This window comes from Burkholderia sp. SRS-25, from assembly GCF_004343765.1.
Taxonomy (GTDB): Bacteria; Pseudomonadota; Gammaproteobacteria; order Burkholderiales; family Burkholderiaceae; genus Burkholderia; species Burkholderia contaminans.
This window is the reverse complement of sequence record NZ_PTXM01000040.1, coordinates 1-23,806: the sequence shown is the minus strand read 5'-3', so window position 1 is coordinate 23,806 and position 23,806 is coordinate 1. Positions and strand designations below refer to the sequence as shown.

26 protein-coding genes are annotated in these 23,806 nt (G+C 67.2%); 11 read left to right on the top strand and 15 right to left on the bottom strand.

The window, feature by feature from the left end; translation table 11 throughout:
• Position 1: 1 nt before the first annotated feature.
• Positions 2–1,306, bottom strand: coding sequence for an MFS transporter (locus C5O79_RS36500; protein WP_122474613.1), 1,305 nt, complete (start codon positions 1,304–1,306; stop codon positions 2–4).
• 18 nt (positions 1,307–1,324) lie between these two features.
• Positions 1,325–1,858 carry a 2,4'-dihydroxyacetophenone dioxygenase family protein gene (locus C5O79_RS36495; RefSeq protein ID WP_046548848.1) on the bottom strand — a complete coding sequence of 178 codons (534 nt, stop codon included), beginning with the start codon at positions 1,856–1,858 and terminating at the stop codon, positions 1,325–1,327.
• Positions 1,859–2,036: 178 nt separating this feature from the next.
• On the opposite strand from C5O79_RS36495, the gene C5O79_RS36490 reads away from it, so the two are divergent.
• Complete coding sequence (locus tag C5O79_RS36490; protein WP_046548849.1) at positions 2,037–3,017, top strand: helix-turn-helix domain-containing protein; 981 nt, start codon at positions 2,037–2,039, stop codon at positions 3,015–3,017.
• A 91-nt stretch (positions 3,018–3,108) separates the two neighbouring features.
• Here C5O79_RS36490 and C5O79_RS36485 read toward each other — a convergent pair whose 3' ends face one another.
• From C5O79_RS36485 to C5O79_RS36470, 4 genes are all read right to left on the bottom strand, one after another.
• Positions 3,109–4,674 carry a GMC family oxidoreductase N-terminal domain-containing protein gene (locus C5O79_RS36485; RefSeq protein ID WP_131932259.1) on the bottom strand — a complete coding sequence of 522 codons (1,566 nt, stop codon included), beginning with the start codon at positions 4,672–4,674 and terminating at the stop codon, positions 3,109–3,111.
• Positions 4,675–4,826: 152 nt separating this feature from the next.
• The gene (locus tag C5O79_RS36480) at positions 4,827–5,801 is read right to left on the bottom strand and encodes a helix-turn-helix domain-containing protein (protein ID WP_131932257.1); all 975 of its coding nucleotides are present in this window, start codon (positions 5,799–5,801) and stop codon (positions 4,827–4,829) included.
• Positions 5,802–6,084: 283 nt separating this feature from the next.
• Positions 6,085–7,032 carry an aldo/keto reductase gene (locus tag C5O79_RS36475; protein WP_131932255.1) on the bottom strand — a complete coding sequence of 316 codons (948 nt, stop codon included), beginning with the start codon at positions 7,030–7,032 and terminating at the stop codon, positions 6,085–6,087.
• Positions 7,033–7,414: 382 nt separating this feature from the next.
• Positions 7,415–8,035 (bottom strand): LysE/ArgO family amino acid transporter, encoded by a 621-nt coding sequence (locus C5O79_RS36470; protein ID WP_046548853.1) that lies wholly within the window; start codon positions 8,033–8,035, stop codon positions 7,415–7,417.
• A 110-nt stretch (positions 8,036–8,145) separates the two neighbouring features.
• On the opposite strand from C5O79_RS36470, the gene C5O79_RS36465 reads away from it, so the two are divergent.
• On the top strand, positions 8,146–9,039 hold the full coding sequence (locus tag C5O79_RS36465) for a LysR family transcriptional regulator ArgP (RefSeq protein ID WP_039344521.1): 894 nt from the start codon (positions 8,146–8,148) through the stop codon (positions 9,037–9,039).
• Positions 9,040–9,092: 53 nt separating this feature from the next.
• Here the strand turns inward: C5O79_RS36465 and fnr are convergent, their stop codons facing one another.
• The 4 genes from fnr to C5O79_RS36445 form a co-directional block, all read right to left on the bottom strand.
• On the bottom strand, positions 9,093–9,839 hold the full coding sequence (gene fnr, locus C5O79_RS36460; RefSeq protein WP_039344517.1) for a fumarate/nitrate reduction transcriptional regulator Fnr: 747 nt from the start codon (positions 9,837–9,839) through the stop codon (positions 9,093–9,095).
• 103 nt (positions 9,840–9,942) lie between these two features.
• A complete protein-coding gene (locus C5O79_RS36455) occupies positions 9,943–10,410 on the bottom strand; it encodes a universal stress protein (RefSeq protein ID WP_046548855.1) in 468 nt (155 codons plus the stop codon).
• 355 nt (positions 10,411–10,765) lie between these two features.
• Positions 10,766–10,966, bottom strand: coding sequence for a hypothetical protein (locus tag C5O79_RS36450; RefSeq protein WP_131932253.1), 201 nt, complete (start codon positions 10,964–10,966; stop codon positions 10,766–10,768).
• A gap of 29 nt (positions 10,967–10,995) precedes the next feature.
• Positions 10,996–11,406 carry a DUF3005 domain-containing protein gene (locus C5O79_RS36445; RefSeq protein ID WP_046548856.1) on the bottom strand — a complete coding sequence of 137 codons (411 nt, stop codon included), beginning with the start codon at positions 11,404–11,406 and terminating at the stop codon, positions 10,996–10,998.
• A 278-nt stretch (positions 11,407–11,684) separates the two neighbouring features.
• Between C5O79_RS36445 and C5O79_RS36440 the strand changes: the two genes are divergently transcribed.
• The gene (locus tag C5O79_RS36440; RefSeq protein ID WP_011356723.1) at positions 11,685–11,918 is read left to right on the top strand and encodes a hypothetical protein; all 234 of its coding nucleotides are present in this window, start codon (positions 11,685–11,687) and stop codon (positions 11,916–11,918) included.
• A 137-nt stretch (positions 11,919–12,055) separates the two neighbouring features.
• Positions 12,056–12,976: a serine O-acetyltransferase EpsC gene (gene epsC, locus C5O79_RS36435; RefSeq protein ID WP_046548857.1), complete on the top strand. Its 921-nt coding sequence runs from the start codon at positions 12,056–12,058 to the stop codon at positions 12,974–12,976.
• A gap of 39 nt (positions 12,977–13,015) precedes the next feature.
• Here epsC and C5O79_RS36430 read toward each other — a convergent pair whose 3' ends face one another.
• From C5O79_RS36430 to C5O79_RS36420, 3 genes are all read right to left on the bottom strand, one after another.
• Positions 13,016–13,819, bottom strand: a complete 804-nt coding sequence (locus C5O79_RS36430; protein WP_043186151.1) for an SDR family oxidoreductase — start codon at positions 13,817–13,819, stop codon at positions 13,016–13,018.
• Positions 13,819–14,451 carry a GTP cyclohydrolase I FolE gene (gene folE, locus C5O79_RS36425; protein ID WP_021157584.1) on the bottom strand — a complete coding sequence of 211 codons (633 nt, stop codon included), beginning with the start codon at positions 14,449–14,451 and terminating at the stop codon, positions 13,819–13,821. The genes C5O79_RS36430 and folE overlap by 1 nt, the downstream gene beginning before the upstream one ends.
• 118 nt (positions 14,452–14,569) lie before the next feature.
• Positions 14,570–15,496, bottom strand: a complete 927-nt coding sequence (locus tag C5O79_RS36420; protein WP_039344491.1) for a LysR family transcriptional regulator — start codon at positions 15,494–15,496, stop codon at positions 14,570–14,572.
• 116 nt (positions 15,497–15,612) lie between these two features.
• Here C5O79_RS36420 and pobA point away from each other — a divergent pair, with 116 nt between their 5' ends.
• The 7 genes from pobA to C5O79_RS36385 all read left to right on the top strand — a co-directional run bounded on the left by pobA (position 15,613) and on the right by C5O79_RS36385 (position 22,663).
• Entirely contained in the window at positions 15,613–16,845 is a 1,233-nt protein-coding gene (gene pobA / locus C5O79_RS36415; protein ID WP_122474616.1) for a 4-hydroxybenzoate 3-monooxygenase, read from the top strand.
• A 142-nt stretch (positions 16,846–16,987) separates the two neighbouring features.
• Positions 16,988–17,704 (top strand): 3-oxoacid CoA-transferase subunit A, encoded by a 717-nt coding sequence (locus tag C5O79_RS36410; protein ID WP_039344485.1) that lies wholly within the window; start codon positions 16,988–16,990, stop codon positions 17,702–17,704.
• Positions 17,705–17,714: 10 nt separating this feature from the next.
• On the top strand, positions 17,715–18,371 hold the full coding sequence (locus C5O79_RS36405; protein ID WP_034189746.1) for a CoA transferase subunit B: 657 nt from the start codon (positions 17,715–17,717) through the stop codon (positions 18,369–18,371).
• Between the two features lie 88 nt (positions 18,372–18,459).
• Positions 18,460–19,833, top strand: a complete 1,374-nt coding sequence (locus C5O79_RS36400) for a 3-carboxy-cis,cis-muconate cycloisomerase (protein ID WP_046548860.1) — start codon at positions 18,460–18,462, stop codon at positions 19,831–19,833.
• The gene (gene pcaD / locus C5O79_RS36395) at positions 19,833–20,618 is read left to right on the top strand and encodes a 3-oxoadipate enol-lactonase (RefSeq protein WP_131932251.1); all 786 of its coding nucleotides are present in this window, start codon (positions 19,833–19,835) and stop codon (positions 20,616–20,618) included. The genes C5O79_RS36400 and pcaD overlap by 1 nt, the downstream gene beginning before the upstream one ends.
• Positions 20,619–20,628: 10 nt before the next feature.
• The gene (gene pcaC / locus C5O79_RS36390; RefSeq protein ID WP_046548861.1) at positions 20,629–21,015 is read left to right on the top strand and encodes a 4-carboxymuconolactone decarboxylase; all 387 of its coding nucleotides are present in this window, start codon (positions 20,629–20,631) and stop codon (positions 21,013–21,015) included.
• A 289-nt stretch (positions 21,016–21,304) separates the two neighbouring features.
• Complete coding sequence (locus C5O79_RS36385) at positions 21,305–22,663, top strand: MFS transporter (protein WP_124618768.1); 1,359 nt, start codon at positions 21,305–21,307, stop codon at positions 22,661–22,663.
• 60 nt (positions 22,664–22,723) lie between these two features.
• Here C5O79_RS36385 and C5O79_RS36380 read toward each other — a convergent pair whose 3' ends face one another.
• Positions 22,724–22,972 (bottom strand): hypothetical protein, encoded by a 249-nt coding sequence (locus tag C5O79_RS36380; protein WP_124493921.1) that lies wholly within the window; start codon positions 22,970–22,972, stop codon positions 22,724–22,726.
• Positions 22,973–23,082: 110 nt separating this feature from the next.
• Positions 23,083–23,697, bottom strand: a complete 615-nt coding sequence (locus C5O79_RS36375; protein WP_046548864.1) for a LysE family translocator — start codon at positions 23,695–23,697, stop codon at positions 23,083–23,085.
• Positions 23,698–23,806: the final 109 nt, after the last annotated feature.

Here is a 23,806-nt window from a genome sequence, read left to right as displayed (position 1 = left end):
GTCAGCGTCCTCCGAGGTTGTGTGCATCGAGACGGCTCGCGGCCGTGCCGGCGAGCGCGCGCTTGCGCAGCACGGCGGGCGCGGTCTCGACGAGGCCGAACGACAGCACGCATGCGAGGACCGCACCGGCGGCCGACGTCCACATCGCGAACTGCAGGCCGTACTTGTCCGCCGCGAAGCCGGCGACGGTCGGCGCAACGAAGCCGCCGATCAGCTCGCCCGCGCCCATGATCAGGCCGAGCGCGCTGGCGATCGCGCGTGGCGGCACCGTTTCCGCCGGGATCGTCGCCATGAACAGCGTGAAGCAGCCGAGGCCCGTGTACGTGGCGAACACGAGCGCGCCGAGCGCCCAGAGCGAACCGGCATGGATCATCACGACCGGGCACACGGCCGCAATCAGCGCGAACACGATCATCGTCGGCTTGCGGCCGATCCGGTCGGAGATCGCCGGCACCGCAAAGCCCCAGAACACCCACGCGGCGCCGAGGCAGGTCATCACGACGCCCATGTTGGACGGCGACAGATGGCGGCTTTCCACGAGGAATACCGGCGCGAACGAGATGATCACGATGAACCACGTGAGAAAGAAGCAACTGATCAGCATGCAGAGCAGGATGTTGCGCTCCTTCAGCAACGCCCAGCGGCTGACTGCCGCGCCGCTCGCGGCCGGTGCGCCGGCGGGTTCGGCCTGCGCGTGCCGCACGCCGCCGGGCGGCGCTTCGCGCACCCAGCGCCAGATGCAGAACGCGATCAGGAAGCCCGGAACGCACGATACGTAGAACGCTTCGCGCCAGCCGTGCGCGGTCGCGATGCCGATGACCACCGGCGGGCCGATCATCGCGCCGAGCAGGCCGGCGGCGGAGCCTTGCAGCAGGCCCATGTTCAGCCCGCGGCGGCTCGGCGTCGAGCTTTCGACCATCAGCGATTGCGACAGCGGCAGCACGGGGCCTTCGGCGATGCCCATCAGCGCGCGGAACGCGATCAGGCTCGCGAAGCCGCCGACGAGCCCCGACAGCGCCGAGCACACGGAAAAGCCGAGCACGGCCGCGATCAGCAGCGGCTTGCGCGTGCCGCGCGCGTCTGACCACGCGCCCGTCGCGGCGCCGGACAGTGCCCACGTGAGCGCGAGCGCGGACGACACCATGCCGAGCTGCGTGTTCGTCAGGTGCAGCTCGGCCGACATGAACGGGAACAGGAACGACAGCGCGAGGCGGTCGAAGAACACGAAGCCGAACGTCATGAACAGGATCAGCAGCAGCCTGTTCTCATACGACCACGCGGATCGGGAGGAGGTGGAGGATGTCATGGTGAGCCTCGCCGCACGTCAGCGGAACAGCTTCTCGACCGCTTGCGCGCCGAGGCCGACCTTCTCGTAGTGCGCCTTGCACATCGCGATGTACGAATGCACGTCGAAGTAGCCGTCGGGGTTGCCCGCTTCGTCGAGCCAGATCAGCGGCCCCTTGACGATGAAGAACGCGCGCATCGGCTCCGGGTGATCGAAGGCGACGAGCGTGTGGCCCTCGCCCGGCGTTTCGTACACGAAATCGCCGCGTGTCGCGGTCCATTCATGCTCCAGATAACCCCACTTGCCTGACAGCGTGTAAGCGAACACCTCGTGCGGGTGATAGTGCCGGTTCACGAGCCCGGCTTCCTTGGCCATCAGGATGTCGCACCATTTGTTCTGCGACGGGGAGATCCACAGCGGCCGTGACGAAACCGTTTCGGTGAACGGAACGTAATAGCGCTCGTCGTCGGTGGCCGCGTTCGCGATGTACGCTTCGGGCAGCGCATCGGGCTTGAACGGATTGGCAATCGGCGCAATGTTTTGCCAGAATTCGGCTACGGCTTTTTCGACCACGGTCTGTCTCCTTGGGTATCGGTTGTCGTGGGCTCGACTTTAGCCAGCCGGTGCGCGCCGCTCTTGACTGGGCTGGACGAATTGCTTGACCGTGCCGGACATTGCATCGCACCAATATCCAGACGAACCATCCCCCAATCCGTGCCGCTCCGCACGACAGGCGCCCGCAGGAGGCGACGTGACGAATACGACCGTTTTTTCCCGCACGCGAGGCTCGACGGCCGACGTGCCGGCGCGCGACAGGATGGCGTACTGGGATGCGTTCAATGCGGCCACGCTGGTCGGGCTGCGCTGTTCGTCGCTGTCGCCGGACGGGCTCGAGGTCGAGAAGACCGACATCGCGTTGCCGGGGCTCGGCATCGCGGACATCAGCGGCCAGGATCACGTGATCGAGCGCAGCCCCGCGCTGGTGCGGCAGTTGCCGAAGGAGTCGCTGTTCGCGTGCCAGATCCTGAGCGGGCGCGCGTATTTCATCCAGCGGGACCGCTGCCTGCTCGCGGACGCCGGCGACGTCGTCGTCTACGACACGCGCGTGCCCTATCTGTTCGGATTCCTGACGCCGATGCGGCAGCTGCTGATCGATATCCCGATCACGACGTTCGACGACCGCCTCGATGCGGAACTGGCGGCGCTGCCGCTGCGGATCGCGCCGAAACCCGGCGCGGGCGCGATGCTCGGCGCGACCTTGCGCGCGAGCGTCGAGCGGTTCATGAAGGATCCGGTCGAGCGTGACGCTGCGCGGTTCGCCGAACACACGCGCACGCTGATCGCGGAACTCATCGATGCGGAGGTGAACGGGGCAGGCGCGTCGCGTGCGTCGCTGTCGTATCTGCTGACCGCGAAGCAGCACATCGCGACGCATCTCGGCGACCCGGAGCTCGGGCCGCAGGCCGTCGCGGACGCGGTCGGGCTGTCGCTGCGGCATCTGAGTCGCCTCTTCGCGGCAGAAGGCGAGTCGATCACGCAGCACATCTGGTCGGAGCGGCTGTCGCATGCGCATCGCGAGCTGACCGATGCCCGGCTGCGCAAGACGAGCGTCGGCGAAATCGCGTTTCGCTGGGGGTTTTCGAGCCAGGCCCATTTCAGCCGTGCGATTCGCGAGCGGTACGGTGCGTCGCCGATGGCGCTGCGCGAGGCGGCGCGAGCAGACGGGCGTTGATTGCGGCAGTCGATGCAGATGAAGCGGCGGCGCGTGTCTCACGCGCCGCTTTTTATTGCCGTGAACGAAAGTGCCCGCGCGCCGCGTTGCATTACTCCGCCAGCATGAACGCCGCACAGCGCTCCGCGATCATGATCGTCGGCGCGTTCGTGTTGCCGGACACGATGCGGGGCATCACCGACGCATCGCAGATCCGCAACCCGTCGACGCCTTGCACCGCGAGGCGCGGCGTGACGACCGCATGCGCGTCGCTGCCCATGCGGCAGGTGCCGGCCGGGTGATAGACGGTTTTCGCGCGGCGCCGCACGTAGTCGGCGAGCGAAGCATCGGTCAGCGTCTCGGCTTCACGCACGATGCGTGCAAGCGACGGCGCACGGATGATCTGGCGCGCGAGCGCGACGCCGCGCACGAGGCCGTCGACATCCGCCGGATCGGACAGCGCGCCGCTGTCGAACAGGATCGGCGCGGCCGGATCGTTGCCGCGCAGTTGCACCGAGCCACGCGAGCGCGGCCTGAGCAGGCACGGGTTGATCGACAGGCCGTGGCCGGGCAGCGGCGCGCGATCGACGTCGCCGACGAGCGTCGGCAGCACGTGGAACTGGATGTCCGGGCGGCCGCTGCCAGTCGTGTCGACGAAGGCGCCGGATTCGACGACGTTCGACGTCAGCAGGCCCGTGCGGGATAGCATCCACTGCAGCCCGTGGCGCAGCGCCTTCAGCCCGCGATCCTCGCCCAGCAGGCTGAGCGGTGCGTGGCTGTGGCCGTAGATCGAGACTTCGAGATGATCCTGGTAGTTCGCGCCGACGTCGCGGCTGTCGTGCAGCACGTCGATGCCGTGCGCGTGCAGGTGCGCGCCGGGCCCGATGCCCGACAGCATCAGCAGCTTCGGTGTACTGAGCGCGCCGGCCGCGAGCACGACGTCCGCGCGCGCGGTGGCCGAACCGGTCGCACCGCTTTCCGTCCGCCATTCGACGCCGGTTGCACGCCGGTCGTCGAACCGGATGCGCGTGACGCGGCAGCCGGTCAGCACGCGCAGGTTCGGGTGGCGGATCGCGTCGGCGAGATAGGTTGCCGCGGTGCTGCCGCGCTGCCCGTCGAAGATCGTCGTGTGATAGAAGCCGACGCCATGTTGCGCGGCGCCGTTGAAATCGTCGTTGTATGCGATGCCGGCTTCCTGCGCGGCCTTCACGAACGCGAGGCTCAGCGGATGCCGGAAGCGCGTGTCGCCGACCTTCAGCGGCCCGTCGGTGCCGTGAAACGGCTCGGAGAGCCGCAGGTGCGATTCGGCGCGCTTGAACACGGGCAGCACGTCGTCCCAACCCCAGCCGGTGCAGCCGAGCGCGGCCCAGTCGTCGTAGTCGTCGCGCGTGCCGCGCACGTACAGCATCGCGTTGACCGAACTGCCGCCGCCGAGCGTGCGGCCCTGCGGCACGTAGGTCTTGCGCCCCGCCGCGCCGGGTTGCGGCTCGCTCTCGAACGTGACCGTGCGCTTCGAGCCGAGCACGCGGATGAAGGTTGCCGGAATCCGGATGAACAGGCTGTCGTCCTTCGGGCCGTCCTCGAGCAGCAGCACGCGCCTGCCGGCTTTCACCAGCCGGTGCGCGACCGTGCAACCGGCCGAACCGCCGCCGACGACGATATGGTCGTACGTCTCCATCCCGCTTCTTCTCCTTGCTGTCGGGCGGCGAAACGAGTGCCGCCGCGCAGGAAGCCAGCTTAGCGACCGCTATGCGGCCCCATTTGACCGGAACGGACGCCGTGCTTGCCTCGCAGGGACACGGCGGCGGGTGGGCGGAGGGCGGCGGTGGACTATCGCGCGTCGGTGAGCGCCGGTGCGCGCGTATCGCTCGGTGTTTCGCCGAAGCGCGCGCGATAGCTGCGGCTGAAGTGTGCGCTGTTGTTGAAGCCCCAACGGAACGCGATCTCGCTGACCGTCAGGTGTTTCAGCGACCGGTCGCGCAGGTCGGCGCGGCAGCGTTCGAGCCGCCGCGCGAGGATGTAGCGCGTGAGCGGCATCCCTTCGATTTCGAAGACGCGCGCAAGCTGGCGCGGCGACAGGTTGATCGCGCGGCTCACCGACTGGCTGTCGAGATCGTCGTCGGCGAGATGGCTGTCGATGAACGCCTTGGCGCGCGACAGCGTGTGGACGGTCGATTTGGTCGGCGACGCGTCGCCGTCGCGCAGCCGCAGCATCGACTGCACGAGATCGAGGATCGCGGCGGCACGCTGTTCGCGCGCACCGGGCGTCGGTTCCTGCGGCGCGGCGAGCAGCGCGTACACCTGCCGCACGGCCCACGACGCGACGCCGTCGTCGCGGTCGATCTTGACGAGGCTGCGGTAGTGCCACGGGCCGACGCGCGCTTCGAACACGTGACGCGGCACGTCGAGAACGGTCATCGCCATGTCGGCGGGAAAGCCGTGGCCGTACGGCATCGACGTGTCGTAGAGGACGAGGTCGCCGGGCCCGTGCTGCATGCAGTCGACGTCCTGGAACGTATAGCCCTGCCCGGCGTGCATCAGGCAGATGAACACGGCATCGCGCTGGTCCGCATGGATGTTGTGCGGCGTGCGCACGACCGCGTGCCGGTTCGCGACGATGTCGCAGGCGCCGAACAGCCCGAGATCGCGCTTGCGCAGCGACGCGTCGATACCTTCGGAAGACTTGCCGCTGCATTCGATCCGCACGAGCGTGCGAGCGACATGGTCGACCCAGAAGTCGACGCGTTCGTGGCCGCGCACGGCGCGCGTCGAGATCGTGGCGATCTCCGTGCTGGTGTCCGGCATGACGTTCTCCCAATGACCGCCCGAGCGGCGCAGTCTCGGGTATGGCGGAGGGCGCGGTCAATCCGTGAAATACCCGGGACGGGGGCGTGATGCGCTTGCGGCGGGGCGTTGCGGCTGCGCGTGCGGTCGATGTCCGGCTGAGTCAACACAAGCGGCCTTGTCGATCAAAACACGACGACGATTTTCGACTAGGCAGCGTGCATTTCGGTACGCACACGACACAGGCCAGTCGCGGAGCCGCGCGGACCGCGCGATCCGATCGACCGGCCTGCTGCCGACGACTTCAGACCGCGCTCGCCTCGTCGATCCGGCGGATGTCGTCCTGATCGAGCTGAACGCGGATCGCTTCGCCGAGCGATGCCAACTGCACCAGCGACGTCGCGCTCGCGATCGGCGCGGTGATCGTCGGCCGCGCGATCTGCCATGCAAGCGCGATCGCGGCCGGCTGCGTGCCGTGCTTCTCGGCTACCGCATCGAGCGCGGCGAGGATGCGCAGCCCGCGTTCATTGAGATACCCGGCGACGCGATCGCCGCGCACGCTCTTTTTCAGGTCGGCCTCGCTGCGGTACTTGCCCGACAGGAACCCGCTCGCGAGCGCGTAGTAGTTGACGACGCCGAGCTTCAGGTCCCGCACGACCGGTTCGAGATCGCGTTCGTAGTCGGCGCGGTCGAGCAGGTTGTACTCGGGCTGGATGACCTGGTACGCGGGCAGGCCGTCGCGCTTGCTGATGTCGGCGGCTTCGCGCAGGCGTGCGCCGCTGTAGTTCGACGCGCCGATGATGCGCACCTTGCCAGCGTCGATCAGCGTCTGATAGGCGCCGAGCGTTTCTTCGAGCGGGGCCGTATCGGCAAGGTCGCGATGCGAGAAATACAGGTCGATGTAGTCGGTCTGCAGGCGGCGCAGCGAATCGTCGGCGGCTTTCAGGATGTTGTCGCGAGTCAGCCCGGCGCGCGGGCCCAGCAGGCCGACCTTGGTCGCGATCACGACCTGCTCGCGCTTGCCGGACCGCTTGAGCCACTTGCCGATGATCGTTTCCGATTCGCCGCCGCTGTTGCCGGGCGCCCAGGCCGAATAGACGTCGGCCGTGTCGATGAAGTTGATGCCGGTGTCGGCGAGCGCGTCGAGGAGGGCAAACGACGTGTTCTCGTCGACGGTCCAGCCGAAGACGTTGCCGCCGAACGCGAGCGGCGAAACCTGGATGCTCGACGTGCCAAGGGTGCGTAGTGCCATGTTCTGCTCCGATTGCTGCGGGGTGACGGAATGGAACTGCGGGATGGGCCGGCGCGTTCGCGGCGAGACGACAGGTACGTGGTGTGGTCGCGCCGTTGTCGCGGGACGCCGGACATTCTCGCCCATCGCGCCGATTCGTGCAGGCGGCGCGCGGTCGCGATGGCGGACGGCTTGACGCAGATGACGGACACCTCGTCCGTTGCGTGAGCGCTTCGTGCGGCTGCGTTCGATCGGGAACCGATTTTGTCGCGGTTGGTGAGCCGGAGCGTGGAGCGGCGCGCGGGTGGAAGCGGTGAGGAAGGGGAAGGTGGAGGCTCCGGCGTTGCGCCGAAGTGGGCGGGACGACGGGCGGCAAGCAGCCGCCCGCGCGTTGGCGAGCCGGTCAGCGCAACTGCACCACCGCGAGAAACAGCACCATGCTGCCGATCGCGCCATCCAGCACGCGCCACGCCGTGGCCTTGCGGAACCACGGCGCCAGCAGTCGCGCCCCGTAGCCGAGCCCGAGGAACCACACGACGCTGACCGACATCGCGCCGATCGCAAATGCGAGCCGCGCGCCTTCCGGCTCGCGTGCGCCGGCCGTACCGATCAGCAGGAACGTATCGAGATACACGTGCGGGTTGAGCCACGTGAACGCGAGCGTCATCAGCACGATCGCCAGGCCGCTCTGCGGCGGCGGCGCCACTGCGTCGCCGCGCACGTCGAGCGTTTCGTGGCCCGGCTTGAACGCGCGGCGCAGCGCGTTGATGCCGAACCAGGCGAGATACGCGAGGCCGACGTACAGCACCGCGTGGACGAAGGTCGGATAGCGTTCGACGAGCACCGATGCGCCGCCGACGCCCGCGCCGATCAGGATCATGTCGGACAGTGCGCACAGCAGCACGATCTTGCCGACGTGCGAGCGCATGATGCCCTGCCGCAGCACGAAGGCGTTCTGCGCGCCGATGGTGACGATGAGCGATCCGCAGAGCGCGGCGCCGTGGGAAAAAGCGAGCCAGTTCATGGTGGGTGACAACGGTGGAAGCAGTAGACGGATGAATCGGGTAGCGCTAGTCTGCGGTCAGCATGAAAATAAGAGAAGCTAATTCACCTAATGCAGATTAAGGAAATCTAATGCTCGACTACGCGTTGCTCGATGCCCTCGCGGCCGTGATCCGGCACGGCTCGTTCGAGCGGGCGGCCAAGGAGCTGAATGTCACGCCGTCGGCCGTGTCGCAGCGGGTGAAACTGCTGGAGGAGCGGGTGGGCAGCGTGCTCGTGAAGCGCGGGCAGCCGTGCGTTGCGACGACGTCGGGTGCGCTGCTGTGCCGGCATACCGAACGCGTGCAACTGCTCGAGGCCGAGCTGGGCGGCCGGATGCCGGCGCTGCCGGGCCAGATCGCGAGCGCATGGCCGACGTTGCGCGTGGCCGTCAACGACGACAGCGTCGCGACGTGGTTCATCGACGCGGTCGGGCCGTTCTGCACGGAGCGCGAGACGTTGCTCGACCTCGTGATCGACGACCAGGACTACACGGCTTCACGCATTCGCGACGGCAGCGTGCAGGGCGCCGTGACCGCGCAGGCCGAGCCGATCCAGGGCTGCAGGTCGGAGCGGCTCGGGCGCATCCGCTATCGCGCGGTGTGCTCGCCGGCGTTTTACGAGCGCTACTTCGGTGCGGGCATCACGCGCGATGCACTGCGCCGCGCGCCGTGCGTGATGTTCAATCCGAAGGACGGGCTGCAGGCGCGTTTCATCCGGCGCGTGACGCGCGCGGATCTCGATCCGCCGCAGCACTGGATACCGCACGTCGCGGGCTACCTGCGTGCGTGTGAGACGGGATTGGGATGGGGGATGTGTCCGGACCGGATGGTCGACCGCCAACTGGCGGCGGGTGAACTGGTCGACATGTCGCGGGGGCGAACGATCGACATCGACCTTTACTGGCAGAGCTGGCGTTTGTCGATCGGCTGGCTCGACGATTTCAGCGCGGCGTTGAAGGCGCGCGCCGCGCTGTTTCTCGACTGATCGATTGTGCGATTCAAGCGGCGCGCGAGAGGCGCGCGCCGTGCGGCATCACATCAGACGTGATGCAGGCCGTCGAAATCGATGATCTGGACGTGGCGACCCTGCATTTCGATCAGGCCGCGCTTCTGGAATTTCGACAGCGTGCGGCTGACCGTTTCGAGCGTCATGCCGAGGTAGCTGCCGATGTCCTCGCGCGTCATCCGCAGGTTGAATTCCGACGGCGAGTAACCGCGCTTCAGGTAGCGCGACGATACGTCGAGCAGGAACGCGGCGACGCGTTCTTCCGCATTCAGCGAACCGAGCAGCATCGTTTGCGACGTTTCGCGCACGATCTGTTCGCTCATCAGCTTGTGCATGCGCAACTGCATCGAACCGGCTTCCGAGCACAGCGCCTTGAGCGCGCTGTACGGGATCACGCAGACGGAGCTGTCTTCCAGCGCGACCGCGGTACGCGGATGCGTGTCGTCGCAGATGCCGTCGAGGCCGAGCGCTTCGCCGGCGAGATGCAGGCCGGTGACCTGCTCGCGGCCGTCGTGGCGCGTCGCGACGGTTTTCAGCGAACCCGAGCGCACTGCGTACAGGTTGTCGAATGCGTCGCCTTCACGGAACAGCGCTTCGCCGCGCTTGACGGGGCGCGCTGCGCAGATGACCGACTCGAGGCGGCTGAGCGCTTCGGGCGCCAGGCCCTGCGGCATGCACAGGTGCCGCATTGCGCACGACGAGCAGTGCGCTGCCTGACGAGGAGCCCAGCTACCGGCATGCGGCGTGGCGGCGGGACGTGTGGCGACGGGCGTCAGCATGATCGTTTACTCCGGCGTTGAATCGACGGAATCATTGTCCCACCGCAACTTGCCGCTGTCGGGTGACAAAACGTCGCGACTGCCCGCGCATGCCGAACGCTGCTTACGCAGCCGGTTCGTCGACGTTGGCGGCCGCCGGAATCAGCAGCACGGGCAGCGTCGCGTGGCGCACGCACTGCTCGGCGATGCTGCCCAGCACGAGACGGCGGAACCCGCGGCGGCCATGCGTGCCGAGCACGATGAGATCGGCATCGAACGCTTTCGCGCCGTCGAGGATCAGCGACGACACGTCGTTGAGCGACGTCGCCTCGCCGAGCTTCGTCTCGCCCTTCACGCCGGCTGCCTGCATCAGCGCGGTGAAATCCTTCGCGAGTGCGTTGCCCTGCGCGACGAGCTGATCGCGCAGCACGGACGGATCGTAGCCCGGCACGTTGTAGTAGATCGCGGCGTTCTCGACCACGTAGAACGGTTGCAGCTCGGCGCCGTGCGATTTAGCGAGCGCCAGCGCGGCATCGAACGCATGGCGGGACGTGTCGCTGCCGTCGACGGCAACCAGAATACGCTTGTACATAGTGTCTCCGAATGGCGGGTTGAATCGAAGTCGGCCGGATGGCCGATCGGGCTGGGCAATGCGCAATGCTGCGAGGCAGAGTAAACCAATGGTCGGGAATTTGCAGTGAGGTGCCTGTCGTGCCGCGCGGCGGCGCTTCCGTTTCCGCGGCGCGCGGCCATGCACCCGGCGCATGCCGCACGGGGTGACGCGTACCGTGCGACATCGTGGCCGCTGTCGTCCGCATCGTCGGCGGGAAGTCATGCGCGCGCATCGGTGCCGTGTGTGGCACATGCACATGGACATGTATCGCCGCGCACGCCGATCGCATCGACACAACGCGACGGTCACGCGGATGCATTGCCCGCATCGCCATTCAATCGCAATCGCGCCGTTTCGACATGACCTCGATCAATGCAAGTGCGTCGCTGCGATTCACCGCATGCATGACACCGCCGGTGTCGCCGCGCGGAATCGTTCGCTTTTGCATCGCGCGGTGACCGGCACACGGCGCGGCGCGCAGCAAGGGCGTATGCCCATCCACAGCCATCGGCCGTCGACCGATACCGATCCGCAAACGAACGATCGATTCAAACGCCGCGCCGGCTATCTCGGCACGGTCGTCAGCTCGAAGACGCGCTCCGGCCGCCGCTGGTGGCCGGGCCAGTGCGTGCTGCCGTACATCCGGTGGACGGGGCCGAACAGCGCGTCGCTCATGGGCGGCGGCGCGTCGAAGCCTTTCTCGATCACCATGAAGCCGGCACGCAGCGCGAACGCCGGATGATTGCCGCCGGGGCGGCTGTCGAAACCGGCGAAGCCGTCGCCGGCTTCCGGCATCGCGTTGACGAGCGACGCGTTGCTGCGCGTGATTTCGTCGGGCGAGATCGGGCCGCCGCCGGCGAGGCGCGACGCCTCGCGGTTCTTGCCGTCGGTGTCGACCGTGCTGTCGTGCGTGTCGTCGTTGTCGAGCTCGATGCTGCGCGGACGCGAACGAGCGGTTTGACCGGATGATTCCATCGCGGCTCTCCTCGCGGCGAAGCGTGCCGGATCGAAGCAAATCCCGTTCCGGGCGTGACGGGAAAAGGCGCGCGGGCGATCGCCGCGGTCGCGCGACGCGCACTGATTTGTCATGATTTATTTCAGCTAGAAGACGCGTTTTCTACAGAGTATGATTCTTTTCCTGCGAAGCGGCGACAGGGGATGCAGTCGCGCCGCCTCTGCCCGCGCCGGGGGGCCGCAGCACCCTTAAAGACGGGTAGTGAACAACAAAGCAAGGGACTAGAGGTGGCGGATTCATGCAAGCGACTACTGCCTTCACGCACCGCGGTTATCTGTTGAACTGCGCGCCCGCGCGCGCCAGTGACGGTTCGTTCAAACCTTACGTCGTGATCTCCCGATCGAGCGACGGGGAACTCGTCGCGAACCGTTTTTTCCCGATCGAGCTCCAGTTCAACGACGAAGGCGACGCGATCGCGCACGCGCGCGACTGGGCCGTGCGATGGATCGATGCGAGCAGCATCACGATCTGACGCCGTCGCGATCCAGTGCCATCGGCCGTCCGGCCGATCCCCGGCGTGCCGCTCCCGGACGGAAAACGCGGTAATCTTGTGGAACCCGTCACTTTATTAGCGGCCGTGCGATCGAGCGCGGCTGCCTGCATTGGCATATGTCGACATCACCCGCCCGTCAGTGGGGCCTTGAAGAAATCGTTGCCGGCTTGCGCGAGTCGCGCGAGGAACTCCATCGCACGCGCCATCCGCGCGGCATTCGCGAGCTGCCGTCGCGCGATGCGATCTGCAAGATTGTGACCGGCCTGCGCGCGTCGATGTTTCCGACGCACTACGGCGCACCGGATCTGACCGACGAAAGCGTCGACTTCTACGTCGGCCACACGCTCGAAAGCACGCTGCGCATTCTGTCCGAACAGATCCGCCGTGCGTTGCCGTTTTTGCCCGAACATGCCGATACGCCGTTCGCCGAGCTCGACGAACGCGCGTTCGAAATCGCGCGCGAATTCGGCCGGCAGTTGCCGGCCGTCCGCGCGCTGCTCGTCAGCGATATCCAGGCCGCGTATGCGGGCGATCCGGCCGCGCAGCACATCACCGAGATCCTGCTGTGCTACCCCGGCGTGCTGGCGATGATGCATCACCGGCTCGCGCATGCGCTGCACCAGCTGGGCGTGCCGCTGCTGGCGCGATTCATCAATGAAATCGCCCACTCGGCTACCGGTATCGACATCCACCCCGGTGCGCAGATCGGCCCGAGCTTCTTCATCGACCACGGCACGGGCGTCGTGATCGGCGAGACGGCGATCATCGGCGAGCGTGTGCGCGTGTACCAGGCCGTCACGCTCGGCGCGAAGAGCTTCCCAGCCGATGGCGAAGGTGCGCTGGTCAAGGGCAATGCGCGGCACCCGATCGTCGAGGACGACGTGGTGATCTACGCGGGCGCGACGATTCTCGGTCGCGTGACGATCGGGCGCGGCTCGGTGATCGGCGGCAACGTGTGGCTCACGCACAGCGTGCCGCCCGGCACGAGCGTCGCGCAGGGCAAGGTTCGAGAAGGCGGGAGCGCCGACAAGCCGTAACGCGGCGCGCGGCCGACGGCTGCCGGCCTCGCGCACCGGTCAGTGCTTGCCGTCGGGCGCGCGGTGCTTGTACAGCACGTCCTGGTCGACGCGGATCAGGTTCTGCCCCGCATCGACGACGAAATCCACGCCGTTGTACGCGTTGCCCGTCAGCATCAGGATCGCGCTCGCGACGTCGTCGGGGCCCGCGATGCGCGCGAGCGGCGTCGATGCGCGGCTCGCGTGTTCGAAGTCGGCTTGCGTCTGGTCGTCGCTCGGCAGCATCAGCCCGGGGAACACCGCATTCACGCGCAGCACCGGCGCGGACGACAGCGCGAGCATCTGCGTGAGGTTGCCGAGCGCGGCCTTCGCGACCGTATAGCTGAAATGGTCGCGGTGAAAGTTTTCCTTTATCTTCTGGTCGACCACATTCACGACGACACCCTGCGTGCCGGCCGCGCGGGCCCGTTCGTAGAACGCGCGCGTGAGCAGGATCGGCGCGCGGCAGTTGACGGCCCACGCCTGGTCGAATGCCGCGAGGTCGAAGCTCGGGAAATGGTCCTGCCAGAACACCGATGCGTTGTTGACGAGCACGTCGAGGCGTCCGAAGCGCGCATACACCTGGTCGATCAGCGCGGTGATCTGCGCGGCATCCGACAGGTCGGCCTGCAGCGCGACCGAATCGTGCCCGCGTTCGGCGATCGCACGGGCCGCCGCCTGCGCGGCATCGGCCGAACGGTCGTAATGCACCGCGGTGCGATAGCCGTGCGCGGCGAAATACTCGGCGAACGCGCGCCCGGCCCGGCGCGCGGCGCCGGTCACGAGCACGACGGGCGCGTGCGCCGCTTGCTTCGTCTGCTCCATTACGTATTCGTCAGGTTGACTGAAGAGGGATTGGCGACGATCGACAGGAATTCGCGCCGCGTCGACGGATCGGTGCGGAACGTGCCGAGCATGCGCGACGTCACCATCTCGACGCCCGGCTTGTGCACGCCGCGCGTCGAGATGCACTGGTGCGCGGCTTCGAGGATCACGCCGACGCCCTTCGGCTGCAGCACGTCGAACAGTGTGTCGGCGATCTGCACGGTCATCTTTTCCTGGATCTGCAGGCGCTTTGCGAACGCGTCGACGAGGCGCGCGAGCTTCGAGATACCGACCACGCGATGATTCGGCAGATACGCGACGTGCGCGCGGCCGATGATCGGCACCATGTGGTGCTCGCAGTAGCTCTCGAAGCGGATGTCCTTCAGCACGATCATTTCGTCGTAGCCGTCGACTTCGCTGAACGTGCGCGCGAGGATGTCGCGCGGCTCCAGCGCATAGCCGGCGAAGAACTGCTCATAGGCGCGCACGACCCGTGCGGGCGTGTCGATCAGGCCTTCGCGCGCGGGATCGTCGCCGGCCCAGCGCAACAGCACGCGAACGGCGTCTTCCGCTTCTTCACGGCTCGGGCGGGATGCGGCTGGTTCAGGCCGCGCGGACTTCTTTTTAGCCATCTATCTGCTCCATCGAATGCCGCCGCCGGGGCGGCGCGGGATCCGGGCATTGTTTCATGCTTTCGCGGGGCGCGTGTGCGGCCGGGGGCCCGCTCTTCGCGTGAACATGCCCCGGCGCTCACTTCGGCCATTCGTCCTGTTCGTCGTTGAAGAGCGACGCGACGACGCCGCGCAGCCACGCGGTGCGCGGATCGTTGTGATACTTGCGATGCCAGTGCTGCTTCAGGTCGAAGCGCGGCAGCGCCAGCGGCGGCTCGACGGGCACGATGAACGCGTGCTCGGCCGCGTACGCATAGCCGATCGCATGCGGCACCGTCGCGATCAGGTCGGTGCGGCTCAGGATGAACGGCAGGCTCATGAAGTGCGGCGTCTCGAGCACCGCGCGGCGCTGCATGCGCTGCTTCGCGAGATATTTCTCGAGCACTTCCTGGCTGCGCCCTTCGGCGCGCACGACCGCGTGCCCGCAGCCGAGGAACTGCTCGACCGTGAACGGCGGCGCCTGCTCGAATGGATGGCCGCGCCGCATCAGGCACACGAACCGGTGCGTGAACAAGCGCTGCTGGAAGAAGTTGTTGCCGTCGAGATCCGGGAAGTAGCCCACCGCGAGATCGATCGAACCGGCTTCGAGGCCACGCCCGACTTCGTCGTGCGCGAGCGAGACCGAGCGCAGGTTCGCGTGCGGCGCGCGCGTCGCGAACGCCTGCAGCAGCTTCGGCAGGAACACGATCTCGCCGACGTCCGACAGCGCGATCGAGAACGTATGCGTGCTCGCGGCCGGGTCGAAGTCGTGCGGCGCGACGAGGCCGCGCTCGATCTGCGCGAGCGCGTCGCGGGCGGCCGGCAGCAACGCGAGCGCGCGCGGCGTCGGCTCCATCCCGCGCGACGTGCGCACGAACAGCGGATCGCCGAAGTACTCGCGCAGGCGGCCGAGCGCCGTGCTCACGCGCGGCTGGCTGACGCCGAGCAGGTCGCCCGCGCGGCTCACGTTGCGCGTGTCGTCGAGCGCGACGAGGTAGGGAATGAGGTTCAGATCGAGCGCATCCATCGCCAGGCCAGTATCGTCAAAACGTATACAACATATCTCCTGAATCGCGTTGCCGCATAGTCGGGAAAGCGCTCAAATGTGTTCGACGATTCGAATTAATGTTCAGGAGACGAACAATGCGCACCCAGGTCGCCATCATCGGCGCCGGTCCGTCCGGCCTTTTGCTTTCCCATCTGTTGCGCCTGCAAGGCGTCGATTCCATCCTCGTCGAAGCGCGTTCGCGCGAATACTGCGAGAACCGCATCCGCGCCGGCGTGCTGGAGCAGGGCACGGTCGACACGCTGAACGAAGCCGGCCTCGGCGACCGGATGCGCCGCGAAGGGCTCGAACATCACGGCATCGAACTGCTGTTCTCGGGCCAGCGCCACCGCATCGACCTGTCCGAGTTGACCGGCGGGCGCGCGATCACCGTCTACAGCCAGCACGAAGTGGTGCGCGACCTGATCGCGGCCGGCGTCGAGCATGGCCACGCGATGCACTTCGAGGTGAGCGACGTCGCGTTGCACGACATCGAAGGCGAGCACCCCTTCGTCACGTTCAAGCATGCCGACGGCCGCGAAGACCGCATCGACTGCGACTACATCGCCGGCTGCGACGGCTTTCACGGCATCGCGCGCCAGACGATTCCGGCGGAACGATTGAACACGTTCGAGCGCGTCTATCCGTTCGCGTGGCTCGGCATCCTCGCCGACGCGGCGCCGTCGCTCGACGAACTCGTCTACGCGCATCACGACAATGGTTTCGCGCTGTTCTCGATGCGCTCGCCGACGGTCACGCGCCTGTACCTGCAGTGCAAGCCCGACGAAGACCTCGCCGAATGGTCCGACACGCGGATCTGGGACGAATTGCACACGCGCTTCTCGAACGACACGGGCTGGACGCCGACCGAGGGCCGGATCACGCAGAAGAGCGTCACGCCGATGCGCAGCTTCGTGTCCGAGACGATGCAGCACGGGCGCCTGTTCCTCGCCGGCGACGCCGCGCACATCGTGCCGCCGACCGGCGCGAAGGGGATGAACCTGGCGGTGGCCGACGTCCGCGCGCTGTCCCGCGCGCTCGGTGCGCGCTACCGCAACGGCGACGCGACGCTGCTCGACACGTATTCCGCGACCTGCCTCGAGCGCGTGTGGCGCGCCGAGCACTTCTCGTACTTCATGACGAACATGCTGCATTCGTCGCCGGAGGACTCGCCGTTCGTCAATCGCCTGAAGTTTGCGGAGCTGAAATACGTGACGCGCTCGCGGGCCGCCGCGCAGGCACTCGCAGAAAACTACGTCGGGCTGCCGTTCGACGATGCGACGCCCCCCGAGGCAACCCGCCTTGACAACGCGCTGTGCGCGACTCTATGATCGGCCCATCGTTCGCTAATCGAATCTCGGTTCGAACAGCGAACAAAACCGGGATCGACATCGGCCCCGGCGCGGCACGCGGCACGCGCGTGTCCCCTCGACAGGCCGCGCATCGAGCCGCGGGTTCGTATCAGGAAGAGACATGGTCAACAAGATTTTCGAATCGCTTCAGTCGGCGGTGGCCGACATCCACGACGGCGCGACAATCATGATCGGCGGCTTCGGCACGGCAGGCATGCCGTCCGAGCTGATCGACGCGCTGATCGAACAGGGCGCGCGCGACCTGACGATCGTCAACAACAACGCCGGCAACGGCGAGACGGGCCTCGCGGCGCTGCTGAAGGCGAAGCAGGTGCGCAAGATCATCTGCTCGTTCCCGCGCCAGAGCGACTCGCAGATATTCGACGGGCTGTATCGCGCCGGCGAGATCGAGCTGGAGCTCGTGCCGCAGGGCAACCTCGCGGAGCGCATCCGCGCGGCGGGCGCCGGCATCGGCGGCTTCTTCACGCCGACGGGCTACGGCACCAAGCTCGCGGAAGGCAAGGAAACGCGCGTGATCGACGGCAAGCCGTATGTATTCGAGACGCCGATCCACGCCGATTTCGCGCTCGTGAAGGCGTACAAGGGCGATCGCTGGGGCAATCTCGTGTATCGCAAGACCGCACGCAACTTCGGGCCGATCATGGCCAGCGCCGCGAAGGTCGCGATCGTGCAGGTGTCGGAAGTCGTGCCGCTCGGCGCGCTGAACCCGGAACACATCGTGACGCCGGGCATTTTCGTCCAGCGCATCGTCGAGGTGCCGCAGGCCGCGCATGCGGCCGAGCTGGCCGCCGAACACGCCACGTCCCAAGCCGCCTGAGGAAACCGACATGAAACGACTGACCCGCGATGAAATGGCCAAGCGCGTCGCCCAGGACATCCCCGAAGGCGCGTACGTGAACCTCGGCATCGGCGTGCCGACGCTGGTGGCGAACCACCTCGATCCGAGCAAGGAGATCTTCCTGCACAGCGAGAACGGGTTGCTCGGCATGGGCCCCGCGCCCGCGCCCGGCGAGGAAGACGACGAACTGATCAATGCCGGCAAGCAGCACGTCACGCTGCTCACCGGCGGTGCGTATTTCCACCACGCGGATTCGTTCGCGATGATGCGCGGCGGCCACCTCGACTACTGCGTGCTCGGCGCGTTCCAGGTTTCGGCGACCGGCGACCTTGCGAACTGGCATACGGGTGCGCCTGACGCGATTCCGGCGGTCGGCGGCGCGATGGACCTCGCGATCGGCGCGAAGCAGGTATTCGTGATGATGGAGCACCTGACGAAGCAGGGCGAGAGCAAGATCGTCGCGCAGTGCTCGTATCCGGTCACCGGCGTGCAGTGCGTGAGCCGCATCTATACGGATCTCGCCGTGCTCGACGTGACGGCCGATGGTCTTGCCGTGAGCGAGATCTTCACCGACCTGTCGTTCGACGAACTGCAGAAGCTGACCGGCGTGCCGCTGATCGACGCGACGCAAAAGGCCGCTGCCTGAACCGCGAGCGTGCCGGCGCGTGCGCTTGCGCGCAGGCCGGCACGCTTGGGTGGACAATAGGCGCACGCCGTTTCCCCAATCTGATGCCATGCTCGAAGACAGCGCCCGTCTGACCTCCCTCATCTGCGGCACCGAGCCGCTCAACCGGATCTGGTCCCCCCGCGCGACGATCCAGCGGATGCTCGACGTCGAAGCCGCGCTCGCGCGTGCGCTCGCCGCGCAGCAGGTGATTCCCGCCGCCGCGGTTGCGCCGATCGAACGCGCGTGCGATGCGAGCCGGCTCGACGCCGACGCGCTCGCGCACGGCGCGGCGCTCGGCGGCAATCTCGCGATTCCGCTCGTCAGGCAGCTCACCGCGCAGGTGAAGGCCGACGACCCCGAGGCCGCGAAGTTCGTGCACTGGGGCGCGACGAGCCAGGACATCATCGATACCGCCACCGTGCTGCAGTTGCGCGACACGCTCGACGTGCTCGAGCCGATGCTCGACGAAGCATGCGCATCGCTCGCGGCGCTCGCGCGCACCCATCGCGCGACGCCGATGATCGGCCGCACGTGGCTGCAGCAGGCGCTGCCGATCACGCTCGGCCTGAAATTCGCGCAATGGCTCGATGCGTTGCTGCGCCATCGCGCGCGCTTCGCCGAATTGCGCGAGCGTGCGCTCGTGCTGCAGTTCGGCGGCGCGGCCGGCACGCTCGCGAGCCTGCGCGAGCAGGCGGCCGGCGTCACGGCCGCGCTGGCGGCGGACCTGAAGCTCGCGGCGCCGGCCGTGCCGTGGCACACGCAGCGCGACCGCATTGCGGAAGCCGCATCCTGCTTCGGGATGCTGACGGGCACGCTCGGCAAGATCGCGCGCGACGTGTCGCTGCAGATGCAGACCGAAGTCGGCGAGCTCGGCGAGCCGGCCGCCGCCGGCAAGGGCGGCTCGTCGACGATGCCGCACAAGCGCAACCCGGTCGGCTGCGCAGCCGTGCTGACGGCTGCCGTGCGCGCGCCGAACCTCGTTGCGACGGTGTTCGCGGGCATGGTCCAGGAACACGAACGCGCGCTCGGCGGCTGGCAGGCCGAATGGGATGCATTGCCCGATCTCGCGCGCCTGACCGGCGGCGCGCTGGCGCAGATCGCGCAGATCGTCGCGGGCCTCGACGTGAACACCGAACGCCTGGCCGCCAACCTCGACCTGACCCGCGGGCTGATTCTCGGCGAAGCGGTGATGCTCGCGCTCGGCGACAAGATCGGCCGGCTCGACGCGCATCACGTCGTCGAACATGCGTCGAAGGAAGCCGTACGTACCGGCGCGACGCTGTTCGACGTGCTCGCCGCCGATGCGACCGTGTCGGCCCACCTGTCGCGCGACGTGCTCGCGCGGCTGCTCGATCCCGCTCATTACGTCGGCGAGGCGCAGGCCTACGTCGACGCCGTGCTCGCGCTGCATGCGGGCGCGCAATCACCAGGAGAACATTGATGCCTTTCGCCACTGTCAACGGCGTGAAACTGCATTACCGGATCGACCGTGCGGCGCGCGACGACGCGCCGTGGCTCGTCTTCTCGAACTCGCTCGGCGCCGACCTGCAGATGTGGGCGCCGCAGATCCGTCCGCTCACGCAGCACTTCAACATCCTGCGCTACGACACGCGCGGCCACGGCCATTCCGACGCGCCGGCCGGTTCGTACACGATCGAGCAGCTCACCGGCGACGTGATCGGCCTGCTCGACCACGTCGGCATCGCACGCGCGCATTTCTGCGGTATCTCGATGGGCGGGCTGACGGGTGCTGCGCTGGCCGCACGCTTCCCGTCGCGCATCGTCCGCGCGGTGCTGTCGAACACCGCCGCGAAGATCGGCTCGCCGGAAGTGTGGGCGCCGCGGGCGCAGAAGGCGCGTGCCGAAGGGATGGCCGCGCTCGCCGACGCCGTGCTGCCGCGCTGGTTCACCGACGCGTTCGTCGAACGTGAGCCGCGCCTGTTCGATGCGATCCGCGACACCTTCGTGCATACCGACAAGGACGGCTACGCGGCGAACTGCGACGCGCTGAACGCAGCCGACCTGCGCGAAGAGGTGAAAGGCATCGCGCTGCCGGTGCTCGTCGTGACCGGCGCGAAGGACATGTCGACGCCGCCCGACCAGGGCCGCGCGCTGGCCGCCGCGATTCCGGGTGCGCAGCACGTCGAATTCGACGCCGCGCATATTTCGAACATCGAGTGCACCGACGGCTTCAACCGCGCGCTGCTCGATTTCCTGACCGCGTGAGGCACCGGCGATGGATGACCAGGAACGTTATGAAGCAGGGATGAAGGTGCGCCGCGCGGTGCTCGGCGACGCGCACGTCGACCGTTCGCTCGAGAACCGCACCGAGGTGACCGACGAATTCCAGAACCTGATCACGCGCTATGCATGGGGCGAGATCTGGACGCGCGACGGCTTGCCGCGCCATACGCGCAGCCTGCTGACCATCGCGATGATGGTGGCGCTGAACCGCGGCGAGGAACTGGCGCTGCATCTGCGCGCTGCGCGCAACAACGGCGTGACGCGCGACGAGATCAAGGAAGTGCTGCTGCAGACCGCGATCTATTGCGGCGTGCCGGCTGCGAATTCCGCGTTCCATCTCGCGGACAAGATCTTCAAGGAACAGGATGGGGCCGCCTAGGTGAGGCCGGTTGATTGCCGGGCGTAGTCCGAGCCTGGGTCGAGGCACGCAGATGGTGGCGGGCCTCGACGATGAACGAACGCGCCGGCAGAGCATCGGCGCGCGGCGCACCGGTTGTCCGGTACGCGAACAAAGGCAAGACGTGGTTCCGAGGCCGCGTCGCTTATAAACAGAGTGGCTTTGCGTGGGATCCAGGCAAGCGCTAAAAGCGCCAACTTGGATCGACCGCGAAGCATGGGATCCAAGTAAGCGCTAACGCGCTAACCTGGATCGACACAGGAGACTAGCGATGAATCGCACACCCGTGGTCGATGTCCAGACCTTCATCAACGAGCAGCCGTTCGGCGGTTTTCAATGGCTCGTATTCCTCATGTGTTTCGTGATCGTGCTGCTCGACGGCTTCGATACGGCTGCGATCGGTTTCATCGCGCCGTCGCTGCTCGGCGAATGGAACCTCACCAAACCTGATCTCGCACCGGTGCTGAGCGCCGCGCTGTTCGGCCTCGCGTGCGGCGCGCTCGTGTCGGGCCCGCTGTCCGACAAGCTCGGGCGCCGCTCGCTGCTGCTCGGCTCGGTGTTCCTGTTCGGCGTCGCATGCCTGATGTCCGCATTCTCGACGACCATCGGGCACCTGACGATCCTGCGCTTCGTCACCGGCGTCGGGCTGGGCGCGGCGATGCCGAACGCGGTCACGATGATGGGCGAGTTCTGCCCGGACAAGCGCCGCGCGACCGTGATCAACCTGATGTTCTGCGGCTTCCCGCTCGGCGCCGCGTTCGGCGGTTTCCTCGCCGCATGGATGATTCCGCATTTCGGCTGGCGTAGCGTGCTGATCCTCGGCGGCGTGACGCCGCTGCTGCTCGGCGTGCTGTTGCTGCTGAAGATGCCGGAATCGGTGCGCTTCATGGTTGCCAACAACCACGCGGTCGACAAGGTCCGCGCGACGCTCGCGCGCATCTCGCGCGATGCGCTGAACGCCGGCTCGTTCGCGCTGACGGAAGCCGCGCCTCAGACCGGCGGCAAGGGCCTCGGCGTCGTGCTGTCGCGCTCATACATCGTCGGCTCGGTGATGCTGTGGCTCGCGTACTTCATGGGGCTCGTGATCTTCTACGCGTCGATCAACTGGATGCCGATCCTGCTGAAGGATGCCGGGCTGACACCGAAGAGCGCGACGCTGATCTCCGCGCTGTTCCCGCTCGGCGGCGTCGGCGCCGTGCTGTGCGGTGTGCTGATGGACCGCTTCAACGCGAACCGTGTGATCGCCGTGTGCTATGCGCTGACAGCGGTGAGCGTCTATGCGATCGGGCAGGCGGCCGGCAACGTGGGGCTGCTCGTGCTGGTCGTGTTCGTGGCCGGCGTGCTGATGAATACCGCGCAATCGTCGATGCCGGCGCTCGCCGCCGCGTTCTATCCGACCGAAGGGCGTGGCACGGGGGTCGCGTGGATGCTCGGCGTCGGCCGCTTCGGCGGGATTGCGGGATCGTTCCTGGTCGCCGAGCTGACGCGCCGGCATTTCTCGTTCGCGGGCGTGTTCGCGACGATCGCCGTCGCGGGCTTGCTCGCGTGCGTCGCGCTGCTGATCAAGCAGATGGCGCGGCCGCATGGCGTGCCGCAGCCGGCAGGCAAGATCGAATCGCTCGGGCATTGAGCGAAGCGCGGGCCGGTGCGATGCGCCGGCCCGCCGCTACGGCGGCCGTCGGGCCGCCGGCTATTCCTCCGTGTCGTGTTCCCTCACGAAGTTGCGCAGATATGCGCGAAGCGCGGCCTCCCGGCCGCGATGATCGGCGAGGTTCGCGGCGCCCATGTCTTCCTCTTCACCGAACATCGTCGGCGGCGCGCTGTAGATACCGATCTCGATGTCTTCGCGCAGCACGCGAATCTCGTGCGTGAGCGGGTGATACTCGGCGATCCAGTGCATCCCCTCGATGTGTTCGCCCGCCCTCAGCATTGGCTTCATCGACACTCTCCCGGCAGCAGCGGCGCAACCGGCGAAACGGTTGAGCGCGCCCGTAACAAAAGGGTACGCCTGCATCGGGCGAATCTCAACGGGCGCGTGGTGAGCGCTCACTACGCCAGCAGGTGCGCGACCAGCGGGTACAGCGACAGGATCAGCAGCATGGCCATCGTCATGTTGAACATGCGCAGCGCGCGCGGGTTCGACAGGAAGCGGCGCAGGCCGAGGCCGAAAGCGGCCCACAGGCAGATGCACGGGAAGCCGATCAGGATGAACACGACGGCCATCCATGCGGCGTTCATCCCGTAGTCGGCGGACAGGCGGACCGTCGTCGCGGCGGTCAGCACCATCATCCAGGCCTTCGGGTTGATCCACTGGAACGCGGCGGCTTCGATGAACGTCATCGGACGCGGCTTGCCGCCATGAGCCTTCACTTCGCCCGACGTGCCGATGCGCCACGCGAGGTAGAGCAGGTACGCGACGCTCGCCGCTTCGAGGATCGTGTACAGCAGCGGCATGCGCTTGAACGCTTCGCCGAGGCCGAAGCCGACGCAGAGCATCAGGATCGCGACGCCGATGCTGATGCCGAACAGGTGCGGCATGGTGCGGCGGAAACCGAAATTGACGCCGGATGCGAGCAGCATCGTGTTGTTCGGGCCGGGCGTGATCGACGTGACGAGCGCGAACAGCATGCCGGCGGGCAACGCGCTGAGGGTGAGGAATTCCATCGCGGATTCTCCATTCGGTTCTGGACTGGGATGGAGGTCAGTTTAGCGACGGTTTTCTGTACAGTACCGGTACAGTTTGTTTGACGAATGCCGGTACGGGGGGTGGGCG